This window comes from Saccharopolyspora sp. NPDC045839, from assembly GCF_056431645.1.
The window spans coordinates 1-17,645 of record NZ_JBWKKH010000018.1 but is presented as its reverse complement, the minus strand read 5'-3'; the positions used below and the strand labels follow the sequence as shown (position 1 = coordinate 17,645).

Here is a 17,645-nt window from a genome sequence, read left to right as displayed (position 1 = left end):
GGATCTCAGCCTGCGTCTTGCCGTAGTTGTCGCGCGCGACCGAAGAACTTATCCGCGTACGGGTGTCCCTTGGGCAGCACGAGGAGATCCGCCACCCGCAGGTAGTCGCTTGACGCGGTGTAGCCGGGCTTGGTCCGCTTCGCCAGCTCGGCCAGGAACGCCTCCTGGTGCGGCATTGGCCACGAACTGTGGAAGACCTCGTGGACGTTGACCAGCGCGACATTGTTGTCCTCGGCCCACGCCAGCATCTCGCGAACACCGGCCAGCGAGTCCGGTTCGTGGTCGACCGGGAGCTTCGCGGCCTCCTCGAACTGCGCCCGCGGTACGTCGGTGAACACCACCATCGGTGCCCAGCCCCGCAATTGCTTCTCGGACTCCGCGATGTTCTCGCGGAGTTCGACCTTCGCCGGGCTGCTAGCGTCCAGCGGACCGCCCAACCAGACGGAGGCGCGGGCGCGCAGCAGTTGCAGCTCAGCGGGTAGCGGCGTTTCGTTCTCCGCCCAGCCGCGTTCGTGCTCGGGCACGCAGTTCCCGTGTCAGGACAAAGTCGTCGAGATCCCGCAGGTTGTGCGGCGCGACGTCGGACCAGTTCGGTGCCGGGCGCTTCAGGTCGAGACGCTGCAGCAGGTCCAAGCCCTGACCCGCGGTGATCTCCGAGTAGTCGTGACCGCGAAGGAACTCCGGCGGGTCGGCGGGCGTGAGCAGCCCGAACAGGTCCGGTTCGGGCAGCACACCGGCGGAAGCCGGGTCCGACAGCGTCGCCTCGTTCAGCTCGCTCAGCAGCTGACCGGCCGCGACGGACTCCGCCTCCGGCTTGGAACTCCCTGCTCCGGCGTGGATGCGCAGGCCCGAGCCCGACGGTTCGGCACCGAACGGCCGATTAGGATCGTCCTCCGTCACCGGCTCGTCGCCCGGCCCGCCGCCCACTCACGGACCGGTATTCCCGGCGTCACCGGGCTTCTCTGGTGGGCTGACGTACTCGCCGTCGGCGTCGACCGGGTCCGCCACAAGCGTGGACACCGAGATACCGACCGCCTCGATCACGCCGGCGTAGCCGAAGTCCGCCGGCGAAACCACGACCCCGGTCCGGGGGTCCACGATCGTCAACTCGTCGCCGTCGAAGCGCACGACGTATGCGCGTGCCAGTGCCAGCCCAGGCAGCTTGTTGCGACGGACCATCTCCGCCTCGGCCTCCGGGCTGGGCTCCTCGAGCCCACGCACCAACATCACGGTGAAAGCGTCGCGGTTCCGCGGATCCCTGTCCTTGGCCACCATCATCCGCTGGAGCACCTGCCGCACCCCGTCTCCGCCGGTCCCGAACTGCTCCAGCGTGTGCTGGGTGAGCAGATCCGCCGACTTCCCCGTGTGGCTCTCAAACGCCCTGAGCGCTTCGACTCCGCCCTCGGCCATGACTGTCTCGAAGCCGAACCTGGACGGCGCGACGTCGGGTGTGTGGGTGAATTGCCCGGCGTACATCGGCGGCCTTGAGACGTCGACCGGGTTCTCCCGCGCGTCGAGGGCAACCTCGTAGATCGAATCGAGGCCAGGAAGTGAGTTCTCCGGCCATTTCTCGCGGGTGACGGGGTTGCCCGTCCCGTGCGGGTTCTGCGACGTCACCGTCTTGGTCTCGGAGATCTTCTCGATCCGTATCTTGGACACGTAGATGTCCTCTCGGGATTCCTTGATCTCCCATCGCCGCTCCTTGAGGACCCAGCGCGCGGGGCGATCGTGACCGTCGGCATCCTTCCCGCCGGCCCCGCCCCTGTTCTCCTCCTCCGGTTCCGCGACCAGGTCGGTCACCGTCACCGAACGGACCGCATACCCCCACTCCTCGCGTTGAACCATGGCCCCGTTTTCCACGACGTCCACGATTTGCTTCTGGGGAACCCGTTCCAGGTTCCGCACCCGGAACTTGTCCCCGCTCGAAGGATCGACGATGTACACCAGGTCGCCTTCGTCGTCCCGGCCCAGGTTGACCAGAACCCAGACGTGACCCCGGAACGGCTCGCGATAACCGACCAGGAACGACAACGCGCCAGGGCCCGCGCCACGCACGCGTTCGATGCTCTGGGCCAGCCCCTCGATGCCACTGCTCTTCACCGGCTCGAGGTCGGTGAACGGCGAAGCATCACGCCCGTGGAAGAACCTCTGGAACTCCAGTGCGTCACGGATGCCCTTGAGAACCTCATCGGGTGTCCCAGGCCCGAGTCGTGCCGTGCTCAGCGCCACCAACAGCTTGTGTTTCTTGTTCACTACCGGATCATCTGGCAGCCGAGGAAACGCCTGCTCGCTTGCTGTCTTCGGCTCGTCCGGGGACAGCAACTCCTCCGGCTGGTCGTTCAGCCATGTGCTGATCTGTCCGGTCTCGGGGAGTGGCGTCGAGTCGCCCAGCACGATCTGCACCTGCCTGCGCTGACGACCCAACGACCCGCCCGGCAACAGCGCCGGGTTCGTCGAAATCACGGTCACCGGAACATCCCAGGGGTGCGGAACATCGGCCGGCGGCAACCCGGCTTCGAGGGCCATCCGGCGCGCGTCGCTCACCGCCTCACGTATCAACGCGACGACCCGTTCCGCCTTGATCTCTCCGCCGCTGCGACCGCCCCGGCGCTCGTTGTCATAGGTATTCAGGAAGATCCGTGGCAGCTTCCGCCTCTCGCCGCCCGTGACCGGCCCGTCACCCGACCTCGCGCTCCAGGCTTCGTCTGACCCGTCACGCTCTCGGTGGTCCACGAAGGCCCTGTCGAACCAGGCCTTGCCGACGTTGTACGCCGTCTCGGCGTTCTCGCCGGTGAGCTCGGCATCACCTTCTTCCTCGAACGTGACGGTCTCTGGCGCATAGGCCGCCACCACGTCCGCCTTACTCGCTTGAAGGTCGTGCGCCATCTCCTTGACCGTGGCACGGACAGCGGAACCGTCCCGGATGTCCCCACCGTGCCGCTGCAGGGCGTCCCTCGCCACCAGATTCGGGTGCAGGTTCAACAGCTGCAATCGCATCAAACTGAACTCGGCGAACACCATTCGAGCAACCGAGCGCAGCGCCGGACTGTCCTCGTGGACCGAGATCCTCACCCGTTCGGCGCCAGGCGACGGCAGCACCTCATGCTCCGCCACGTCGGTGACGACGTCGATGTCCGTCTCCGCCGGCAGCTCCTCCGGGTTCGGCCATCCGGCAAGGTAAACGGCACGCGCGTAAGCGAATCCCGAACGAACCTGCTCGCCCACCCTGTTCGCGGCTTGCTCGGCAGCTCCCGCAGCGACGACCCGGTAGGTCCGCACGCCCACCGTCCCGTCGGCAAGCACATGCTGCGTCTCACCGCGCCGCACATCCGCGTGCATCTTCTCGAACAGCTCGATCCCGTACAGCCACGGCCTTGTCCCCGCTGCCGCAGCCGGGTCGCGCGCCTCGTCGTTGATCGGCACGTCCACCGGCTCCGGCAGGCTCGGCGACCGGTGCTTGATGACCTTCAGGTCACGCAGGACATCCCGCACGATCTCGTCGATCGGTTTGACCTGCGACGCGGCCTGGACGTAATAGCGGCGTTCGATCATCCCGGCCACCTGGTCGAAATCCATGCCCAAGCTGACGATCCTGGTCAAGCTGATCTCGTTGTTCAGCATTGCCTTCACCGTCTGCAGGTAGCCGGGCCGGGCTTTGTCCCGCATGCCCTCGCCGATCTCACGCACGAGCGAGCCGGGATCGGGCCGGTCGACGGGTGCCGGTTGGAGCCCGTCCAGCTCGACGAGCCCGTCGGTGAGTCTGCTCTCGACGATCTCGGCCAGCTTGAAGGTGTACTGACCCTTCTTGCCGTCGGGCAACTCGGCCGGAAGCCCCGTCCGCCTGTCCATGATGTGCAGCCGCTCGCGCAGGGTCCGCCGCACTTCGATCAGATGGCTTTCGCGGGGCCTTTCGCTGTTCTCGATGAGAATCAGACCGGAATACCGGTCAGGCAGCCGGTCCAGTCGCCGGAGCAGACCGGCCTTGTTGTCGTAGCGATCGAATCGAGGGATCTTGAACGCCTCTCTGACGTCCTTTTCCGTGAACTCCCGCTGCGTCGTCGGGCCGAAGGCGTACAACTCCCCCCGCTTGCGCGAGTTGTACGCCGCAGCCGTGGCCAGCACGCAGGTGTAGAAGTAGTCCTCGTGGTGCCGCAACCCGCCCGCATGGTGCGCCAACCCCGCCACCTGCGACGCGAACCCGTCGTTGACGGCGACCCACCGCAGCGCCTCCTCCCGGCTGAACGCATCCCGGGTCACTACCGGCGGGTTCGGCAACCCCAGCAGATCGGTGACGATCTCCCGGACCAATTCGTCCGCATAGGACCGCGCCACGTCAGACAGAGGCCGACCGGTCCACGACATCGCGATGGCGGCGATCCTCGCCACATCCGCACCCACCGGGTGATCGGCCCACTCACGGCCGCCGAGCGAACCCGGCGCCGCATCCCGCACCAACCCCACCGCACGCGACCACACACCCGCCTCGAACGGCCCCTTCCACTCGTTCACCTTCCGCACCACAAACTCAGCCGTCCACCCCTCCTCCGGCCGAAGCAATTTAATGGGGAATGCCTTCCTGCCAAGCCTCTCCGCCGGGGTAGGCAATCCCCGCGCCGGCTGGCTCGACGGCGGCACCACTGCCTGCGAGGCCTCACGCGTCCCCAGCTTGGCCGCCCACGACTCCAGCCCGTCGCGCCACCGCGTGCGCTCGTTGTCGTCCGCGAAATGCAGGTCCTGTGCCGCTTCCCACCGCCGCCGCGCGGCTTCATCCCCCGGGTCCAGGCTCCGCGGATGCTCCTCGTCGTTCAGCCAGTCATCCCGCAATCCCGCCCGATCCGGAGCCTCATCCGGCTCCATGCCTTGCAGATCCAGCACATCCGGCGAGGAATCCTTCACGCCGTCCCACGCATCGCGCGGTTCGGCCACAGCCCCCGGTGGCTCCGACTCGACGGCGCGCACATCCCCGGTCTGCGCGGACGCCGGCGGGCCAACAGACAACGCCTGCGCCCACTGCTGCGCCGCTTCGCCCGCGGATTCCTCCGCACGGGAGGGATCCACCTGATCCGCCACCACAAGCGCGACCTGCTCCAAGGTCAAGCCATTGTCCACCAGCTGCGCCGGATCGATGCCGTCTCCCACGGCCCGCCGCGCCGCCGCCAACTGCGTCGCCCGCTCCTGCCGGACGTCGGCAGGGAGGCCGTCCAGATCCGTGAACTTCCGGGCCACCTCGCTCAAACCGGACAAGACCTGGCCGACCGCCCGCCGAATCACCAGCTCGCGCTCCACCCCGCCGTCGCCGGCACCCATGTGTGCGGCCGCGACCGGATCCCCCATCGCCCATTTCACGTCCTGCGCGACCACGTTCGCCATCGCTCGCACAAACGCGTTCAAATCACGCGGCAACGTCGGAGGCAAGAACGACCACACCTCCGCACGCCCCTTCCAGGCATGCATGGCGATCACCTGAACGGCATCAGCCAAATTACGACGCCCCAAGAACTTCCGGGTTTCGAGACCACGATTTGGCTCGTCGAACCGCTCATACGCCGCCCGCACCGCATCCGCCAGAACCGCATCCTCCGGCTCAGACCGACGACGGTCCCCAGCCGCCAGTCGAGCCGCCATCCCCAAAACCAGATCCCGATCCCACCGCAGCCGCGGCCCCGGCGTCTCCGGCCAACCAGACCACTCACCCGTGGCCTCACCCGGCCCCGGCCCACCGACACGAGGCCCGGACGGCCCCACTCCAGGATCGCCTGGGAAATCGCCGGTGACCGCGCTACCGCGGGCGTCGGCACCGAACCCGGCCGCCTGTCCCTGAGCGGGAACCGTTATTTGCTGGCCGACCAGGTCCCGCTCGGCGGCCAGACCGCTCACGATCTCGTCGACCACGGCGGTGAGCTCTTCGCCATGACCGTTGCGATGCGACACGATCCGCGCCACAGCGTCGTACTCGGCCCTGGTGAGTTCCTCCGGCAACAGCCCGCTGATCAACACCGGAATCAAAAAGCTATCCACCGGCGGCAATCCGGACACGTCGTCCAGCGCCGACAACACCCGCGCCGAGGTCCAGCCGGGCCCCGTCCAACGCTGCCCCGCCTCAGCCGATCCCCGCACCTGTTCCCGCGTCTGTGACGATGCCCCCGCAGCCGCCTTCTCAGCCACCAAACCAGCCAGGATCTCTTTGAACACCACCTCAGCGGCCTCGCCCCGACTAGCCCGAAGCCACAACACCCGCGCCACCCCGTCAAGGACCTTCCCGGACTCAGCCGCCAAGGCCTGAGCGTCGTCATCCCTGCTCACCGAACGCAACTCGCCCCAGATCCGATCCGCCACCTCACCACCGCCCGGCCGCTCCAGCCCCGACTCATCCCGCACCGCCGACAGCACCCGCGCCCTGGTCCACACACCCCCCACCCACGAATCCCCCGCCACCACCAGTTTCACTTCCTTCGCACCCTCACCCGGAACGAACATCATCCTCAGCTTGCGGTCAACCTCAACCCGACCCGAATACACCGATTCCCCTCCAGGCACCTTCGGGTCGGGCCGGGCTTTCAGGACCGCGTTCAACTGAGCCGCGATCCCCGCCCGTCGTTTTGGCGTGGGACCATCAGGAATCAGCCATGTATGCGGCTGGGCGTCCAGCAGCGCACGCATCACCTTGAATTCATCGGGCTCCAACCACCCCCACCACCCAGACGTCTTCATCAACAAAGCCTCAGCCCGCGGCGGATTCCTGCGGGACAGCACCCTAGTCACCAGATCTTCGATCGTGGACGGATCAACCAGCCGATCCCCTGGCGCACCGGTCGTCATATACCGCCACGAACTCTCACCGCCACCCTTTTTTCCGGACGTGTGCGAAACAATGATCCCGGCACCATGCTGCCTCAACACCTTGTTGACGTTGACGATTCTTGTATCAACAGCCCGCTCTGTGTAATCGTCAGAGTTCGAGCCCCAGATACCCCCCCAAAGCTCGGTACGGGAGAACTCCTGTCCCGGCGCCTTCGCGAAGAAATGCAGCATCTCCAACAAGCCTGCCGTTAATAATTTCCCCCAGTCGGCCGCGGTGAACCGGTGCCCCGTTACGGCCACCGACTTCTTGGGCACATACAGATAAGCCGTCTCGTCACCACGTTTCTCGGTGACAATCCAGCCCCCCGCATCGATCCCCTCCAAACGCTTCTGGACCGCAGCGTTCGTGGGCTTGAACATTGTATCTGCTAGCCCCGCCCCCTGCAGCAGAATGCGCTTAGGCATGGGACGACTCGGATTCCTCCGATAGAACTCCTCCAGCCTCTCCTCCCGGGTCGCGAAAGCCGCGAGGTCAACCAGATTGAACGACTCCAACCGCACCGGGCTCTCCATGGCGCGCCGTCGCCGCTTGTCGGAGAGCGACCCCCCCGGCGCCGGCAGCCCCCGCTTGTTCCGCGCCTGCTTCTGCGCGGAGTAGCTCTTTTCACCGAGCTCCAGTTCATCCAACTTGGTCAGCGTCGCCGCATGCCCGGCCTGCTCCAGCTCCAGGTTCCCGCCAACAGACGCGACCAGGTTCCCCACCCCTGTCTCGGTGCCGACCGAGTTCAGTTCCTTTATCAACGACTTGTCCGCCTGCGGCGACCGACCCTCTTGCAGTTTGCTCAACAACTGCCCCGCACCGGAACTCAACCACACCCGCCAGCGGTCACCCACCAGCAGCTCCCACCCATCCCGCCGGAGATCGGACCGCAACTGTGTACGACCGACATCCGGGAACTCGGCCCTCGACAACAACCGATCCCCCGTGCCAGTCGACGTATATACGAACCCCTTACCCCGCACGTCGTCCTTGACAACAAAGATATGACCCGCACTATTCGCCCGCAACAACCCATTGATCTCAGCGAAAATGTTCTCGGAAGCGTTCAGTGCCTTTCGGCCGTGCACCGCATCGACCTTCGCCACCGGAATGAAACGCCGAGGATTCTTGACGAACTCCGCCAGCACCATGATCACAGGCTTGTCCAGCGCCTCTTCCCAGTTCAAGCGCTTTCGAACACCCGCCAACCCCCCACCATCACCATCCGCTACCACCACACTCGGTACCTCAGCATCCGGTACCTCAGCATCCGGTACCTCAGCATCCGGTACCTCAGCATCCGGTACCTCAGCATCCGGAATGAACATGTACTTCTCAGACAGGAACACGACCCACCCCGCCGCGTCAGGACCCGAACCAAGACTCTTTCGCGCAGAAACCAGATACGTCTCGAACGATTTCCGGGACGATGCCCGCGGCTGAACACCAGCCTTCTCGACAGCTGGGCGAGCCCGGGCCAACCACGTTTCCGGCTCCAGCAGCACGTACGGCTCCTTCTGGAACTCGGCTGCTAACGCATTCGCCCAAATCTCCGAGGCACTCTGACGCTTCACCTCGCCGGCGTTATCGGCAGAGCCGCCGGATTCCTGCGCAAGACTCACCACTTGGTCAACCAGCACGTCAGCGGAGACCGTGATCCTCTCCTTGACCGTGTGGTCTTCGAATACTGTGCTGGCCACCAAATGTGCCAGCTCCGACCCATTGATCAGCTCCAGCGCCTCCGGCGTGCCCGCCAACGCATGGCGAGCGAGCACCGAGATATCGGCCCACGTACTCTCCGCCATCTGCTGCGCCGGTTCGCTGCGCTCATAGGCATGCTTGACCGCCTCTGACGCCGTGTCCAGATCAGCGAGGATCTGCTGCTCCGCCTCCGACGGCGCCGGCCTCGGCTCGGCCGCGAGCAGCATGATCCTTGCCCTGCGCAGCGACTCCGACGTGAAAACCAGCCTCCCGCTACCCGCCGACGATCTCTGGTCGTATGCCCACTTGACGACCTGGGCACGGTTTCTGAGGCCCAGAACCTCCTGCATACCCGCGAGCTGGTCGTCAACGCGATTCCGCCCCCACACCAGTTCGCGTGCGATCTGCGCCCCGGTCATGCCTTCGGCGAGGTACGGGACGAGACTCCACTGATCCTTCGTGAGCTTTTCTTCGGGGCCTGGGGAGCCGAGCTCGCGCACACGCTGCATCAAGTCTTCCAGCAACGTCGCGACATCATCCCGACTCCGTCGCTGGCCCGCGAACACAAGGCCCCACTCAGTGAGCAACTGCAGCGCCGCGTCCCTGCCTGCCGCCGCATGGACAACGACCAGCCTGACACTGTCCCACGTCTTCGGGTACTCGGCCCGGAAAGCCTGCACCAATGGCGCCAGCTCCGCCCGCTCCCCGGCTTTCGAGACCGCCCTTCTTGCCTTGCGCAGGTCCTCGGAAACCTGCTTGTCCGCGTCCGTCCGCGGCGGCCGCGGCGGCTCGGCCTTCCGAAGCCCGTTCGCCGCGTCACGCAGCGCCTCAGGCGTCAACCGAACCGAAGACGCGTTCTGCTCGTTCTCCGCGAACGGATCCAACTCCCCCATCAGCACATCGCCGTCCGGAGCGGGCCAGGCGGCCCAGTCGGGGCCGCGACCGTCGACGTTGCTCGCACGCTCGTCCGCCTGCGCGGATTCCCGGAAATTCTCGGTGCCCGCATGGCGCGCGGTGTCACGCGTCTCCAGCTGCTGCACTGCGCGCTGGTGACCGTCGTCGCCGAGCGCCAGGCGCAGGACGGTGTCCAGGGTCGTTCCGGTGTTCGCCAGGTATGCGGCCCGCACCTCCTGGACCGCCGCCGGGTCCCCGCGCAGCGCAGCCAGCTCGACCAGCACCGCGCGCTCGTCGACGGTCTCCCGCGTCAGCAGGTGATCCAGCGTCCTCGCCCGGCGCTCCGGGCCCGGCACCGCCAAATCCGGGCGCAGCCCCTGCGAAATCGCGTGGTCCTCGATCTCCCACAGACTCCGCGGCAGGAACGCCTTCTGCTGGGTTCCCATCACGCCGTCATCGCCGATGTAGGAGTTCTGCGGGCGATGCGGCTCACCGGTCGTGATGTCGGTGGGCATCGGCGGATCGGCCCGGTTGAAGATCAGCCGGTCATCGGCCTTCGGGCGCGCCTGCATGTCGCCGGCCTCGCCCCAGCGCAATGCCCGGAGGAATTCAGGTTCCAACCCCAGGTGGAGACCGACCCTGCCGGCGAGGCCGAACCTGCCGGTCCGGGTGTCCCAGGCGCTCGGATCGCCGGCCGACTTCTTCACGAGGTTGACTCTGTAATGCGAGTCCGCCCAGACGTCGGTGAATTCCAGATTGACGAAGAACCGCGAGTCCGGGTGCATCTCCTCGGGATCGAACAAGTCCGAGACCGCGCCGGTCGCGCGGGCCTTCAGCTCATCGATCTCCCGCTCGGCGTCGGCGAGCCGCTGCTTCGACTCGTCCGCCTTCGCCCGCAACTGCTGTGCCTCGTCCCGCAGCCTCGCGTCATGCGGTTCGCGCGCCGCGTCCGCCGTCGCTTCGGCGGCCCACCGCTCATCAGTGTCCACCTCATCCCGAAGCGGGCCCAGACGCGAATCGGTGTCCAGATGCGTCCGGACCGTGTACTCCGGCAGCCGCACACCGTCCGCCGCCTGCCGCCAGCCCCGCTGGTAGCTCCCCAACTGGCGGTACTCATCAGGGAGACCGAGCCAGTGCCCGAGTTCGTGCGCGAACGTCGAGTCATCGGCCGTGTACGGGTTCCAGGCAAGCTGATTCGTACGGCCGCTCGGATCGGTGTGGAGACGGATCGATTGGCGTGCCTGCGCCGGGTCATCGACGAACTCGAGCCGGAAGTGGAACTGGTCGCCGGAACGTGGCATCCGGTAGCCCTGGTTGAACACCTCGTCCGCCGCACCGGCGGCACGCCGCTTGACATCGTCGATCAGCTGCTGCCGCTGGTCGAGCTCCATGCCGGCCTCGTAGGCCTTCTCCCACTGATCGTCGGCCCGGCGCCGGGCAGCATCGGCGTCGTCCTGCGCACGGGCCAGCACGGCGGCGTTTTCCGGCGAGGAATCCAGTTGCCATTCGAGACGCTGGACGGCGACGGTGGCATCGTCGGCAGCATCCGATGCCTCCTCGGCAAGCCGAAGTTCACGCTCCGCGCGCTCCCGGAACGGCGCCAGGAACTCGTCTTCCTTCAGATGCGCCTTGAACGTGAACTCCTGAACCCCACGCCCGTTGACCTCGAAGCGCCGCCATTCGTAATCACCGAAAACGAAGCGGTCATCGACATTGTCCGGACGGCTGGACATCTTGATGCCACTGATCTCGAAGTTCGCCGAGCCATCCGGAAGCACGTTACGCAGGTGCTCCCAGTCGGCTGGCTTCACCGGGTTCGGCAGCGGGGCGAACCACGACGCCTCCCGCACCTTGGTACGCCGCCAGACGAGGTCCTCGACCCCGGGTTCCTGCTTGTTCGGCCAGAGCCTGTCGTAGTACAAGGCGCCCCGGGGGCCTGCTGGCCCGGTTTCCCCGCTCCGTCCGGCGGTTTCCGCTTCCTCCGTACTGAATCGTTCCCCCGGATTTCGCTCAGGCGCTTCGGCGACGCGGCGCTGCTCCGCCTGCTCCGGCAGCGACCGAAGGCCGACGTCGTCCACAGTGGATCCTTCGCCGCCTGCCAGTTCCCGCTCGGCGGTCAGACCGCTCACGATCTCCTCGACCACCGCGGTGACCTCGTCGCCATGACCGTGGCGATGCGACACGATCCGCGTCACAGCGTCTTTCTCGGCTTGGGTGAGTTCAAGTTTCTCCGGCAACTGCTCGTGGATTAACCACTCAAACAGAATGTCGTCCACCGGCGGCAAAGAGGACACGTTGCCCAGCGCCGACAACACCCGCTTCCTGTCCCACACACCCCCCACCCACAAATCTCCCGCCTCAGCCGATACCCGCACCGGCACCTGTCCCTGCGTCTGCGTCTGCGTCTGCGTCTGCGACGGTGCCCCCGCGGCCGCCTGCTCAGCCAACAAACCAGTCAGGATCTCTTTGAACACCACCTCAGCGGCCTCGCCCCGACTAGCCCGAAGCCCCAACACCCGCGCCACCCCGTCAAAGACCGCCCCGGACTCACCCGCCAACGCCTGCAGGGCCTCAACCCCGCTCACCGAACCCAACTCGCGCCAGATCCGATTCCACACCTCACCACCTCTGACAGGTCGCTCCAGCCCCGACACGTCCCGCACCGCCGACAGCACCCGCGCCCTGGTCCACACACCCCCCACCCACGAATCCCCCGCCTCCACCAACTCCACCGCACCCTCACCCGGAACGAACATCATCCCCAGCTCGGGGTCAAACTCAACCCGACCCGAACTCACCGATTCCCCTCCCGGCACCTCCGGATCGGGCCGGGGTGCCAGGACCGCATTCAACTGCGCGATCCACTGCTTCAGTTCGTTTGCCGAGATCGTGCCCTTGGCGTCCGCGAAAACATCAAGCTCCAACCACGCACCCGACTGAGAAGCCATCAGCGCACGCATCACATCGAACTCATCGCGCCTCAACCACCCCCACCACCCAGACGTCTTCATCAACAACCCCGCAGCCCGCGGCGGATTCCCGCGCGGCAGCACCCTCTTCACCAGACCTTCGATCGTGGACGGATCAACCAGCCGATCCCCTGGCGCACCGGTCGTCGTATACCGCCACGATCTCGCACCGCCACCCTCTTTTTCGGTGTGCGAAACGATGATCCCGGCACCGTGCCGCCTCAACACTAGGTTGACTTTCAAGATTCTTTTATCAACAGCGTAATCTGCGACATCGTCAGAGTTCGGACCCCAGATCTTCCGAAGAGTAGTACGGAAGAACTCCCGCCCCGGCGCCTGCGCGAAGAAATGCAGCATCTCCAACTGGCCTGCTTCTAACAATTTCCCCCAGTCGGCCGCGGTGAACCGGTGCCCCGTTCGCGCCATCGACATCTTGGGCACATACATATAAGTCGCCTCGTCACCACGATTCTCGGCGACAATCAAGCCCCCGTTATCGCCATGCAGGCGACCTTGGACCACAGTTTTTAAGCGATCGAACGCTCGTTTTTTTATCCCCGTCGCCTGCAGCAGAATGCGCGTAGGTATGGGGCGACTCGGATTCGCCCGGAAGAACGCCTCCAACCTCTCCTCCGGCGTCGCGAAAGACGCGTGGTCAATCAGATTGAACGACTCCAACTGCACCGGGCTCTCCTCGGCACGCCGTTGCCTCTTGACGTTGCGCGCCCCCTCCGGCGTCCCCAGCCCCAGCTCGTCCCGCGCCTGCTTCTGCCCGCGGTAGTTCTGTTCACCGAGCTTCGGTTCCTCCAACTTGGTCAGCGTCGCCTTCGCCTCACTCCAGGCCGGCTGCAGCAGCAGGTTCTCGCCAACAGGCGCCGCGACGAGGTCCCCCACCCCCGCATCGGCGCCGACCGAGTTCAATTCGTCCACTGCCTGCGTCGACGACTCGTCCACCGGCCGCGGCCGACCCTTTTGCAGGTCCGTCAACAACTGCCCCGCACCGGCACTCAACCACGCCCGCCAGTCGTTACCCACCAGCAGCTCCCACCCACCCCGCCGGCGTTTATATTGCAACTGTTCACGACCGACATCCGGGATCCCGGCCACCGACAACAACCGATCCCCCTCCTTGCCAGACAACGCATATATGAACCCCGTAACCCGCTTGCCGCCGTCATTGACAGCAAAGATATAACCCGCACCATTCGCCAGCAACAACGCATTGATCTCAGCGACAAGTCGCACGGAAACTCCGACCCCCTTTCGACCGTGCACCGCATCGACCTCCGCCACCGAAATGAAACGCCGAGGCGCCTCGACGAACCCCGCCAACACCTTGACCCCAGCCTTGTCCAGCACAAATTCCCAGTTCAAGCGCTTTCGATCATCCGCCAACCCCCCACCATCACGATCCGATACCGCAGCATTCGATACCGCAGTATTCGGAACGAACATGTACTTCTCAACAACCTGATCAGTTACCTTCTCAGACCGGGACACGACCCACCCCGCCACGCGAGGACCCGAACCAAGGCTCTTCCGCGCAGAAGGCAGATAATTCTTGAACGAATTCCCGCTCGACGCCCGCGCCTTACCACCAGCCTCCTCGACAGCTGGACGAGCCCGGTACAACCACGTTTCCGACTCCAACAACACATTCGGATTCGCCAGGAACACGGCTGCTAACGCATCCCCCCAAATCTCCTCGGAACCCTTACGCTTCACCTCGCCGGCGTTATCGCCAGAGCCGCCGGAATCCTGCGCAAGACTCACCACTCGGTCAACCAGCTCGGCAGCGGAGACCGCGATCCTCTCCTCGACCGTGCCGACCACCAACCCTGCCAGCTCCGACCCCTTGATCAGCTCCAGCGCCTCCGGCCTGCCCGCCAACGCATGGCGGGCGAGCACCGAGATAGCGGCCCACGTACCCTCGTCCATCCGCCGCGCCGGTTCGCTGCGGTAGGCAGCCTCGACCGCCGCTGACGCCCTGTCCAGATCACCGAGGATCTGCTGCTCCGCCTCCGACCGCGCCGGCCTCGGCTCGGCCGCGAGCAGCATGATCTTTGCCCTGCGCAGCGACTCCGACGTGAAAATTAGCCCCCCGGTCCCCGCCGACGATCTCTGGTCGTATGCCCACTTGACGACCTGGGCACGGCTTTCGAGGCCCAGAACCTTCCTCAGCCCCTCGAGCTCGGCGTCATAGCGACTCTGCCTCCACCCCAGTTCGCGTCGGATCTCCTTGTCGGTCATTTCTTCGGCGAGGTACGGGACGAGCTTCCACTGATCCCTCGTGAGCTTTTCCTCGGGGCCTGGGGGGAACTCGCGCACACGCCGCATCAAGTCGGCCAGCAACGTCGCGACATCGTCCCGACCCAGTCGCTGGCCCTGGAACAAGCCCCAATTCCTGAGCAGGTCAAGCGCCGCGGCCGTGCCTGCCGCCGCATGGACGGCGACCAACCTGATGTGATCCCACGCCGTCTTGTTCTCGGCCCGGAAATCCTTCACCGATTGCGCCAGCTCCGCCCGCTCTGCGATTTTCGAGACGTTCTTTCCCGCCGTGCGCAGGTCCTCACGAACCTGCTTTTCCGCGCCAGTCCGCGGCCCCCTCGGCGGCTGAAGCCTCTCCGCCGCGTCACGCAGCACCCTAGGCGTCAGCCGAACCGAAGGCGCGTTCTGTTCGTTCTCCGCGAACGGGCGCAACTCCTCCATCAGCACGTCGTCCTGAGCGGGCACGGTTTCCCGGTCGGGGTCGGGGAACCTGTCGCCGTTGCTCGCCCGCTCGTCCGCCTGCGCGGATTCCCGGAAATCCTCCGTCCCCGCATGGCGCGCGGCGGCGCTTTCCCCCGCCGCGGCGGCCTCCTGATCCAGCGGCGCGGACGGCTCCTGACCGGCCTGGCCAGGGGCACCACCACGCAACCCCTGGAACCGCACCACCCAGTGCGGATTAACCGTGCCCAGAACCCGGCCAAGATCAACCGCGAACTCCCGCAAACGGTTCTCGTTCCACCCCAAGCCAGGATTCGTCGCGTATCGATGGGCAACGAGACGAGACACCGTGTTGAACGGGAAACCCACGCCGACTTCAACGCCGACGTCAACCCGGTCCAGGTCAACCGGGGTGTCAAACAGGTTGGTCTCGGCGACAATCCGCTGCGCGACCTTCAGGTCGTTGTAGTGCGGCGGGCTCAGCTTCGTTGCGGCAGCGTAGATCTCGGCTTCACTCGTCAGCGCCTCCCGGCCCTCTCCGCGGCGCGCGGCGAGCGACTGGTCAAACGACGTCGCCAACTCGGGCCGGAGCGCCCCCAGCCCACGCGCGATCCTCTTGGCGATCTCGACGACGGCATCGCGGTTCAGCTCGCGGATGCCCAGCAATGTGCTGATTTCGGCAATCGCCGCTTCGTAATGCCTACGGCGGGCCTCCAACCGGTTGACCTCGCTGACCTCGCCGAGAAACTCGCGGGCGGTCTGAATCCGGTACAACAGCGTGCCAACATGGCCCGGGCCTAGCCGGGACTCGACGAACTCGCGGACCTGATCAGCGGTGACGGCATCTTCCTCAACGTTCTCCCGATCGGCGACCATGAAACGAAGCGAACGCAAAGCCCGCAGCCGGTCCGGCGAATACTCCCGACCCCGGTCCAGCTCCTGCCCCAACCGGACAACCGCCGAATCCCCGGCGGCAGAACCCACGCCTGGCGCAGGTTCCCCGGCGCGGGCCTCTTCGACCTCGATGCGGAATCCATCGTCGTTTGAGCCAACCCGCCCTTCGAACGATCCCCGCGCGGGCCGCTCAACCAACGGCTCAACCGACGGCAGACTCACCCCGCCCGGCCCCGGCCCACCACCACGAGGCCCGGACGACGACCCCACCCCAGGATCGCCCTCAAGGCTGCGGATCGGGAAATCGCCGGTGACCGCACTACCGTCGTCGCGTACCGCATACAGGAAGTACCTGGAGCCAGCATCCTCGAAGTTGTCCGGGAATCCCGACTCCCGCACCCGCTCAACACTCAGATGCCAAGCCTGACCGTCCAACCTGGACGCCCCGGTCTTCGGCAGCCGCACCACCACCGCCTCGACGAACGCACCAGCATCGGCCAGAGCCGTCAGCGAAGTCTTGGCGAAATTCGCATCGTCGCTGAAGAAGGCCGGCTCCGGTTCAGTGCGCGGCTTGCGTCGCCTTTCCAGCGCCCGTAGGAAGGCATCCCGCGCCTCGGGCCCGCCAACCACGTTCTCCAGCTGCTCACTGGTGATCACCTCACCACCAAAGACATCAGCCGCGCCCGCACGCGATTCCTGGCCGCGATTGTCGTGCTCAATCACCCGATCGTCAGCAGCCGTTCCATCGAACTCCACGAAAGATCCGTCGCTGTCCGAAGACTCGTCCCGCGCGCCGTCCCGCGAGACCGGCGCGGGCCGCTCCTGACCGACCTGATCAGGACCGGTACCGGCCAACCCCTCGAACCGCACCACCCACGCCGGATTGACCGTGCCCAGAATGAGGCCAAGACCAACCGCGAACTCCTCCAGACGCTTCTCGTTCCACCTCAAGCCAGGATTCGTCGCGTATTGATGGGCAACGAGACGGGAAACGGCGTCGTACTGAGACCCCACGCCACCGCCAACCGTGCTCCCGAGATCAACCGACGGGTCAAAGAGATTGGTCTTGTCGACGATTCGCCACGCGACCGTCAGGGCGTTGTAATCCGGACTCAGACCCGCTGCGACCGCGTAGATGTCGTCTGCACTGCCCAACCGGTCCTGACCGTCTCCAAGAACCACCGCAGGCGGCGCAAACGTCACCGGCTCAGCACGAAGCACCCCGAGCCCACGCGCGATCAACCGAGCATCCTCGTCGATATACGCGCCACTGAAGTCGCCATTCCTCAACAGCTGGCTAATCGCGTCGACCGCAGCGCCATAATGCATAGGCCGAGTCATCAACCGGTTCATGTCAGCGAACTTGCCGAGGACACGCTCGGCGGCGCTATTCGGATCGGCAGGCGCAGCCTCCAGCATGTGCGACTGCCCCGACGGCGCTACCTCGCCATCGACCACCAGATCAAGCCGCTGCCCCTGATTATCGACCACGACCACCGAGTACCGGAAACCCACATCATCCAGACCAGACGGCAATTCCCCCATCGCCGGCACATGCCACGCCCGAATTCCCGCACCACCCCCCAAACCACCCTCCGGCCACCCCACCACCAACGCCTCAGCCGCAACCCGACCCTCCG

The 17,645-nt window shown here is 65.8% G+C and carries 3 protein-coding genes; all 3 read right to left on the bottom strand.

The window, feature by feature from the left end:
• Positions 1-5 precede the first annotated feature (5 nt).
• Genes AC07EQ_RS23990 through AC07EQ_RS23980 form a run of 3 tightly spaced genes read right to left on the bottom strand, consistent with a single transcriptional unit; the run spans position 6 to position 17,550 of the window.
• Complete coding sequence (locus AC07EQ_RS23990) at positions 6-524, bottom strand: hypothetical protein (protein WP_478390141.1); 519 nt, start codon at positions 522-524, stop codon at positions 6-8.
• Positions 472-927: a hypothetical protein gene (locus tag AC07EQ_RS23985; protein WP_478390140.1), complete on the bottom strand. Its 456-nt coding sequence runs from the start codon at positions 925-927 to the stop codon at positions 472-474. The genes AC07EQ_RS23990 and AC07EQ_RS23985 overlap by 53 nt, the downstream gene beginning before the upstream one ends.
• A complete protein-coding gene (locus AC07EQ_RS23980) occupies positions 928-17,550 on the bottom strand; it encodes a hypothetical protein (protein WP_478390139.1) in 16,623 nt (5,540 codons plus the stop codon).
• Positions 17,551-17,645: the final 95 nt, after the last annotated feature.

Bases quoted from the DNA above. Each gene is read 5' to 3' on its own strand.
- AC07EQ_RS23980 (WP_478390139.1), bottom strand. From the start codon at position 17,550: ATGGGGGAATTGCCGTCTGGTCTGGATGATGTGGGTTTCCGGTACTCG.